The organism is Halomonas campaniensis (assembly GCF_002211105.1).
Classification (GTDB): domain Bacteria; phylum Pseudomonadota; class Gammaproteobacteria; order Pseudomonadales; family Halomonadaceae; genus Vreelandella; species Vreelandella campaniensis_A.
On sequence record NZ_JPUA01000008.1, the window covers coordinates 41,729 to 49,005 of the forward strand.

Annotated in this window: 6 protein-coding genes; 3 read left to right on the forward strand and 3 right to left on the reverse strand. The window is 57.0% G+C overall.

The window, feature by feature from the left end; all coding sequences use genetic code 11:
* Position 1 precedes the first annotated feature (1 nt).
* From pyrH to rpsB, 3 genes are all read right to left on the reverse strand, one after another.
* The gene (gene pyrH / locus JI62_RS03430) at positions 2–775 is read right to left on the reverse strand and encodes a UMP kinase (RefSeq protein ID WP_088698827.1); all 774 of its coding nucleotides are present in this window, start codon (positions 773–775) and stop codon (positions 2–4) included.
* A gap of 176 nt (positions 776–951) precedes the next feature.
* Complete coding sequence (gene tsf / locus JI62_RS03435; RefSeq protein ID WP_088698828.1) at positions 952–1,821, reverse strand: translation elongation factor Ts; 870 nt, start codon at positions 1,819–1,821, stop codon at positions 952–954.
* A 227-nt stretch (positions 1,822–2,048) separates the two neighbouring features.
* Positions 2,049–2,798 (reverse strand): 30S ribosomal protein S2, encoded by a 750-nt coding sequence (rpsB, locus tag JI62_RS03440; RefSeq protein WP_088698829.1) that lies wholly within the window; start codon positions 2,796–2,798, stop codon positions 2,049–2,051.
* Positions 2,799–3,129: 331 nt separating this feature from the next.
* Between rpsB and map the strand changes: the two genes are divergently transcribed.
* The 3 genes from map to JI62_RS03460 form a co-directional block, all read left to right on the forward strand.
* On the forward strand, positions 3,130–3,921 hold the full coding sequence (gene map / locus JI62_RS03450; protein ID WP_088698831.1) for a type I methionyl aminopeptidase: 792 nt from the start codon (positions 3,130–3,132) through the stop codon (positions 3,919–3,921).
* Entirely contained in the window at positions 3,921–6,596 is a 2,676-nt protein-coding gene (locus tag JI62_RS03455) for a [protein-PII] uridylyltransferase (RefSeq protein WP_088698832.1), read from the forward strand. Before map ends, JI62_RS03455 begins: the two co-directional genes overlap by 1 nt.
* 271 nt (positions 6,597–6,867) lie before the next feature.
* Positions 6,868–7,277: aminotransferase class I/II-fold pyridoxal phosphate-dependent enzyme (locus tag JI62_RS03460; protein WP_141101296.1), on the forward strand; the 410-nt coding region annotated here is incomplete at its 3' end.

A 7,277-nucleotide genomic window follows, 5' to 3' on the forward strand; every position in this document is an offset into this window, starting at 1 on the left:
ATTACCCTCTGTATATCAGCGTGCCTTCCTTGCCCCCTACCACCATGTTCAGTAGGGCACCAGGCTTATTCATGTCAAATACCCGCACCGGCATATTATGGTCACGTACCAGGCAGATAGCGGTCAAATCCATAACGCCCAATTTTTGATCCAGGGCGTCGTCGTAAGAGAGCTGGTCGTACTTCACCGCATCTGGATGTTTTACCGGGTCTTTATTGTAGACGCCATCGACTTTGGTCGCTTTGATCACGACATCGGCGTCAACCTCAATACCGCGTAAACAGGCAGCAGAGTCGGTAGTGAAGAAGGGGTTACCTGTCCCTGCAGAGAACAGCACGACATCCCCGGAGGTTAAATAGCGAATGGCGGTACGCCGGTCATAGTGCTCTACTACACCGCTCATGGGGATGGCGGACATCACGCGCGAGCGGATGTTGGAGCGCTCTAAGGCATCGCGCATCGCCAGCGCATTCATCACGGTCGCCAGCATACCCATATGGTCACCGGTGACGCGATCCATACCCGCTTCATTGAGCGCCGCGCCACGGAACAAGTTACCACCGCCAATCACGATGCCCACCTGCACCCCAATGCCGACGAGCTGGCCAATCTCCAGCGCCATGCGGTCAAGCACCTTAGGGTCAATACCAAAATCGTGCTCCCCCATTAACGCTTCGCCAGACAGTTTGAGCAAAATACGTTTGTATTTTGACTTGGTGCCCGCGGCTTTGCTGGGTGCTACATGGGGGGTAGGCTCTTGAACATCACTCGACATGGCATCTCTCCTGAGGCAGACCTATAAACAGGCAGGCGGGGCAGCCCCTTGGTATAAAACCAGTGAATAAAACCAGCTATATCAGGGCTGATTATACTAGCATTCATTATACAGGGGCCGGATACGCGAAGGCGTGCGCTCGCGCGCACGCCATCTTCTTTCTGAAACCTCTGACCTCAGCGACGGCCAGCCTGTTCCATTACTTCTTTAGCGAAGTCGACTTCTTCTTTCTCGATACCTTCGCCAACTTCAAAGCGCGTAAAGCCAACCACTTCGCCGCCCGCCGCTTTGACGAACTCAGCGACCGTTTGGTTGGGATCTTTAACAAACGGCTGCTCGGTCAGGCTGTTTTCTGCCAAGTACTTTTTCAAGCGGCCCTGAACCATTTTCTCAGCGATCTGCTCCGGCTTACCGGCCATATCCGGCTGCGCCAGAATAATCGCCTTTTCCTGATCCAGCTGCTCTTGGGGCATATCGGCAGGATGCGCAACCGCAGGATTAATTGCAGCGACGTGCATCGCAACGTCTTTTGCGACTTCCGAAGTACCGCCAGTTAGCACGGTCAGAACGCCAATGCGGCCACCGTGGACGTATTCGCCTACCAGACCACCGTCAGCAGCGTTCACAACGATGGCACGACGCACACCGATGTTCTCACCGATTTTCTGAACCAGCTGCTCGCGGGCTGCTTCCAGTTCGCCAGCCATAACGGCAGCGACATCTTCACTTTTGGCCGCAAAGAAAGCCGCGGCGATTTTGTCGGCAAACGCGATGAAGTTGTCATCACGAGCAACAAAGTCAGTCTCGGAGTTGATTTCAACCATTACGCCGTAGCTGCCATCTTCCGCTACACGTGTAACCACTACACCTTCTGCGGCGATACGGTCGGCTTTCTTCGCTGCTTTTAGGCCGGAGCTTTTGCGCAGGTTTTCAATCGCAACTTCGATATCACCGTCGGCTTCGGTGAGTGCTTTTTTACACTCCATCATGCCGAGACCGGTACGTTCGCGAAGTTCCTTGACCTGAGAGGCGCTGATAGCTGCCATGAGAATTCACCTCTGAAATGGTTCTATGAGAGTTAGACGCAACACAGAGTATAGGCATGATAAATGACCATCATGTATCACACGCCCTATGTCTCTCTGTATTGCGGGGCCGGTATTGAGTGCCGGCAAATTCGTCCGCTCAGACAGTTCATCTGTAGCGGGAAAAAGGGGGCAGAGCCCCCTTTATCTTGATGCGGAACACCTGCTCACCGCACCCACTGCTGCACTTACTCAGCGGCAGTGTTGTCTTCAGCTGCAGCGGCCTCTTCGGTCACTTCAACGAACTCTTCAGCGTTGGCTTCTTTAGCACGACCACACGCATCCGCAATCGCTTTCACGTAGATCTGGATAGCGCGGATAGAGTCATCGTTGCCGGGGATTACGTAGTCAACGCCATCGGGGTTGGAGTTAGTATCCACCACGCCGATAACCGGGATGCCCAGCTTGTTGGCTTCGTTGATCGCGATGCGCTCGTGGTCAACGTCGATCACGAACAGTGCGTCCGGCAGGCCGCCCATGTTCTTGATACCACCGATAGAACGCTCAAGCTTGTCCTGCTCGCGAGTCGCCATCAAGACTTCTTTCTTGGTCAGCTTCTCGAACGTGCCGTCTTCGCGCATGGTTTCAAGATCACGCAGACGCTTAATGGACTGACGGATGGTCTTGAAGTTAGTCAACATGCCGCCCAACCAGCGATGGTTGACGAAGGGCTGACCAGCACGGTTAGCTTCTTCTTTAATTACCTTGCTAGCGCTGCGCTTGGTGCCAACAAACAAAATTTTGTTGTTGGATGCCGCCATCTTCTCGACCACATCGATCGCTTCGTTCAGCGCCGGAAGGGTGTGCTCAAGGTTGATGATGTGAATCTTGTTGCGCGCGCCGAAGATAAATTTGCTCATCTTCGGGTTCCAGTACTTGGTCTGGTGGCCGAAGTGAGCACCTGCTTTAAGCAGGTCACGCATATTAACGTGAGACATGGTAGAACTCCTAAAACTCGGGTTAGGCCTCCACGCACCCCATGGATCCGACCGTTGACCACGTTAGACGTTGCCAGCGGCACCCGGGACCATGTGCCGGTGCATGTGTGTTTTTAAGGCTTGATAGTGAGCATTGTGTCTCTTGAGAGGCATAATGCGGATTCATCGCCCTGCCCTACTGCGTCCTTCCCAGCCAAGAAGCTCGGAATCACGATTGCAGGAAAGCGCGCGGCTTTATACCATAGATCATTGCCAAGATGAAGTCGCACCCCGTTTGACGGTCTTAAATTGCGCCATTCAATTTTCCACTCTGCATTCATATAGAGCATTCATGAACGTTCCTATCAAGACGCCTTCTGAAATCGAACACATGCGCGAAGCCGGGCGCCAAGCGGCTAGCGTGATCGAAATGATCACCCCCCATATCCAAGCGGGTATCAGCACGGGTGAAATCGACCGTCTCTGTCATGAGTATATTGTTAACGAGCTGGGTTCAGCCCCGGCACCGCTGAACTACCACGGCTTTCCCAAAGCGACCTGTACGTCGATCAACCACGTGGTGTGCCACGGCATCCCCGACGACGCCAAGAAGCTTAAAAATGGCGATATCATGAATCTGGATATCACCGTCAAAACCAGCGACGGCTATCACGGCGACTCCAGCGTGATGTTCGTGGTTGGGGAGACGATTCAGGGCGAACGGCTGTGCCGCGTGACCCAAGAGTGCCTGTATAAAAGCATTGAGCGGGTCAAACCCGGTGTGCGCCTCTCTGAACTCGCCCGGGTGATTCAAAAACACGCTGAAGAGCACGGCTACTCCGTGGTGCGCGACTTCTGCGGCCACGGCATCGGCGCCGAGTTCCACGAAGAGCCGCAGTTTTTGCACTACGACGGCTACGCCCCCGACGCCGACATCAAGCTCGCCGCAGGCATGTGCTTTACCATTGAACCGATGATTAACGTCGGCGGCTATAAAACCAAGGTGCTGCGCGATGGCTGGACCGCCGTCACCAAGGATCGCAGCCTCTCGGCCCAATGGGAGCACACGCTGCTGGTGACCGAAGAAGGTGTTGAAGTGCTGACCGCGCGCGGCGATGAAGACTTTAGTTTTCTGACCAACTGATGCTCCTTCACCACCACCGGTTTGAGCCGGACACCACGCTTTACGACCTAGATCTTTTCCGCACTGAACTTGCCGGATCTCGCTCGCCGGTGGCGCCCTTCAAGGCCGCACTGCGCGAGCTACAGGCGCGCCTGGACGACCAGTTTCGCGCCGGTGCAGATATTCGCGACCTTGTTCGCGGCCGCGCCTGGTATCTAGATCAACTGTTGGCGATTGCCTGGGCACAGCATGAGTGGCCCGATGAGGGTATCGCGCTGGTAGCGGTAGGTGGCTATGGCCGCGGCGAGCTGCATCCCCACTCGGATATCGACCTACTGCTACTGCTGGAGCAGGATGACGACACCGCCTACCGGGAACCACTCACCGCTTTTATCACCTTCTTGTGGGATATTGGCCTGGAGATTGGCCATAGCGTGCGCTCGCTCAACGACTGCGAGCGCGAGGCCGAAGCGGACGTGACGGTGATCACCAACCTGCTCGAATCACGCCTGATCGCGGGGCCCGAGAGCCTGCGTGAAGCAATGCGCGAACGCCTCAGCGCCGAGCACATTTGGCCCGCCGACCGTTTCTTTGAAGCCAAGTGGCAGGAGCAGATCTCCCGCCACTACCGCTACAACAACTCTGAGTACCACTTGGAGCCGAACCTTAAAAGCTCCCCCGGCGGGCTGCGCGATATCCAGATGATCGGCTGGGTGGCCAAGCGCCACTTCGGCACCGAGCAGTACACCGACATTGTTGCCAACGGCTTTATGAACGACGCCGAGCTGCGCATTCTAAGCCAGGGCCAGGCATTCCTGTGGCAGGTGCGTTACGCCCTGCACATGCTCACCGACCGCGCCGAAGACCGCCTGCTGTTTGACCACCAGCGTACCATCGCCGAGATGTTTGGCTTTCGCGATACCCCGGAACGTCTGGCAGTTGAGCAGTTTATGAAGCGCTACTACCGCCATGTCACTGCGCTCGCCGGGCTCAACGATATGCTGCTGCAACACTTTGACGAAGTGATCCTGCGCGGCAAGGAGACACTGGAAACCGTCAAACTCAACGAGCGCTTCGAGACCAAGGGCGGCTATATCCAAGTGCGTTCGCGAACCCTGTTCCGCGAGCGCCCTGCGGCGATGCTGGAGCTGTTTCTGCTGATGGCCAAGCACCCCGAAATCGAAGGGGTGCGCGCCGACACTATCCGGCTGATTCGCGACCACCGCCACCAGATCGACGATCACTACCGGGAAGACCCGCGCCACCAGCGGCTCTTTATGGCCATTATGCGCGCTCCCGGCAACGTGCCCCGCCAGCTACGGCGCATGAACCGCTACGGCATTCTGGGCAAATACCTGCCTGAGTTTGGCCGCGCGGTAGGCCTAATGCAGCACGATTTGTTTCACATTTATACGGTCGACGCCCACACCCTGCTACTGCTCAAATTTCTACACAATTTCCGCAAACCGGAAGCGAAAGGCGACTTCCCGGTAGCGGCAGCGCTAATGCAGCAACTGCCCAAGCTGGATCTGCTGTGGATTGCCGGCCTGTTTCACGATATCGGCAAGGGGCGCGGCGGCGATCACTCGGAGATTGGCGCCAGGGACGTTGAGCAGTTCTGCCAGCGCCATAACATATCGGTTCACGATACCAACTTGGTCAGTTGGCTGGTGGAGCACCATCTGTTGATGTCGATGACCGCGCAAAAGCGCGACATCAGCGACCCCGACGTTATTCGTGATTTCGCTCTGATCGTGCGTAACGAAACCCGGTTGGACTACCTGTATGTACTCACCGTCGCCGATATCAATGCCACCAACCCCACGCTGTGGAACGGCTGGCGAGCGTCGCTACTGCGCCAACTGCACGCCGAAACCAAACGCGCCCTGCGCCGCGGCCTGAACAATCCGCCCGACCGTGACGACTGGGTGCGGGAAACGCGCACCGAAGCGCGCTCTTTGCTGCTAACCATCGGCGTTAATCGGGAGCAAATCGATCATCTTTGGGAATCGCTAGGGGAGGACTACTTCCTGCAGTATGCGCCCAGCGAAATCGTTTGGCAGACCCAGGGCATCCTCAATCACAACCAGTCGCCGCTGCCGTTGGTACTGATCAGCGCGCCGACTGCGGACATGTCCGAAGGCGGCACCAAGGTATTTATTCACACCCGCTCGGTGGATGATCTGTTCGCCGCCACCGCCGCGGCCATGGAGCAGCTGGGCCTCTCGATTCACGATGCGCGCATTGCGACCTCCCACAACGACTGGACGCTTAACACCTTTATTGTGCTCGACAATCACGGCCAGCCCATACGTGACCCGGTTCATATCGAAGAGATGCGCCAGCACCTGGTGGAAGAACTCGATGACCCGGACGACTACCCGGACATCGTCACCCGCCATACGCCGCGCCAGCTCAAGCACTTCAAGGTGCCCACGGAGGTGCTAATTGAACAGGATCCGGCCAATGAGCGCACGCTGCTAGAGCTAACGGCTCCCGACCGTCCCGGCCTGCTGGCCCGGGTGGGACGTATCTTTATGGAGCAGGACATCTCGCTGTCCGCGGCAAAAATCGCCACTCTCGGTGAACGGGTAGAAGACGTCTTTTTCATCACCACTAAGGCAGGCGAACCGCTGACCGACCCCGAGCGCCAGCAGCAGCTGCGCGAACGTCTAATTGAGGTGCTGGGAGTTTAAGGTAATTCACCGAACCCCGAGGCTGATGCAGAGATTGTTGTGCCAAGCCTGGGGGCGAGGGTAGGTTTCCGCGAGGGCGCTGTGAACCCCTCCATGGGCGCTACTTTCGCCATCCATGGCGAAAGACCCTCGCTCCAACCTACCCTCGCTCCCGTCTATCGGGTGTCTGTATAAGCATTCATTGCAAAATCACACCCTCGTTAGGTTTGAGCCTGCACCGGGCCTTGCCTATAATCGACGGTTTACGCCGCCAGCCATCAACGGACACATCATGAACGCCGACCTCGACGCCCTGCATCCCTACCCGTTTGAAAAGCTGGCTGCGCTGAAAGCCGACCTAACGCCCCCGGCTGACTTGACGCATATCCCACTGACCATTGGTGAACCCCAGCACGCGCCCTACCCCGCGGCGCTTGAAGCGATGGTGGCGCACCAACTGGAAATGGCCCGCTATCCCGCGACCAATGGCCTGCCAGCGCTCCGCCAAACCATCGCCAACTGGGCAAGCCAACGCTTTCAACTGCGCGAACTCGACAGCGAACGGCACGTGGTGCCCGTTAACGGCACTCGGGAAGCCATTTTTGCCTTTGTGCAGGCAGCGCTGGATCGCAGCCGCCCGGCGAAAGTGGCGGTGCCCAATCCGTTTTATCAAATCTACGAAGGTGCGACGCTGCTGGCAGG

Bases quoted from the DNA above. Each gene is read 5' to 3' on its own strand.
- pyrH (WP_088698827.1), bottom strand. From the start codon at position 775: ATGTCGAGTGATGTTCAAGAGCCTACCCCCCATGTAGCACCCAGCAAA.
- tsf (WP_088698828.1), bottom strand. From the start codon at position 1,821: ATGGCAGCTATCAGCGCCTCTCAGGTCAAGGAACTTCGCGAACGTACC.
- rpsB (WP_088698829.1), bottom strand. From the start codon at position 2,798: ATGTCTCACGTTAATATGCGTGACCTGCTTAAAGCAGGTGCTCACTTC.
- map (WP_088698831.1), top strand. From the start codon at position 3,130: ATGAACGTTCCTATCAAGACGCCTTCTGAAATCGAACACATGCGCGAA.
- JI62_RS03455 (WP_088698832.1), top strand. From the start codon at position 3,921: ATGCTCCTTCACCACCACCGGTTTGAGCCGGACACCACGCTTTACGAC.